This is a genomic window from Flavobacterium solisilvae, assembly GCF_012911605.1.
Lineage (GTDB): Bacteria > Bacteroidota > Bacteroidia > Flavobacteriales > Flavobacteriaceae > Flavobacterium > Flavobacterium solisilvae.
On the sequence record NZ_JAAMPT010000062.1, the window covers coordinates 1 to 249 of the forward strand.

Consider the following 249-nt stretch of genomic DNA (forward strand, 5'->3'; position numbering starts at 1 on the left):
ACAGTTTGTGTGATTTAGACCAAAGCAACATTGGCTACGAAATATTTGATTTAGCCAGCAAAGTAGAAGAAGTACTGCTAGGACAAACTGGAATGAGCGTAACGTTCTATCCAAGTTTAACTGATGCGCAAAACAATACTAGTGCAATAACAACCCCAACTTACCAAAATACCACGATTTATGTTCAAACGTTAGGTATTCGTATTACCAATAATGCTACAGGTTGTTATGTTATTTCTACGATGGACA

The 249-nt window shown here is 36.5% G+C and carries 1 protein-coding gene; it reads left to right on the forward strand.

What is annotated here, in order from left to right:
- The coding region (locus G6042_RS00295; protein ID WP_169522318.1) for a hypothetical protein at positions 1-249 on the forward strand (249 nt) is incomplete at both ends.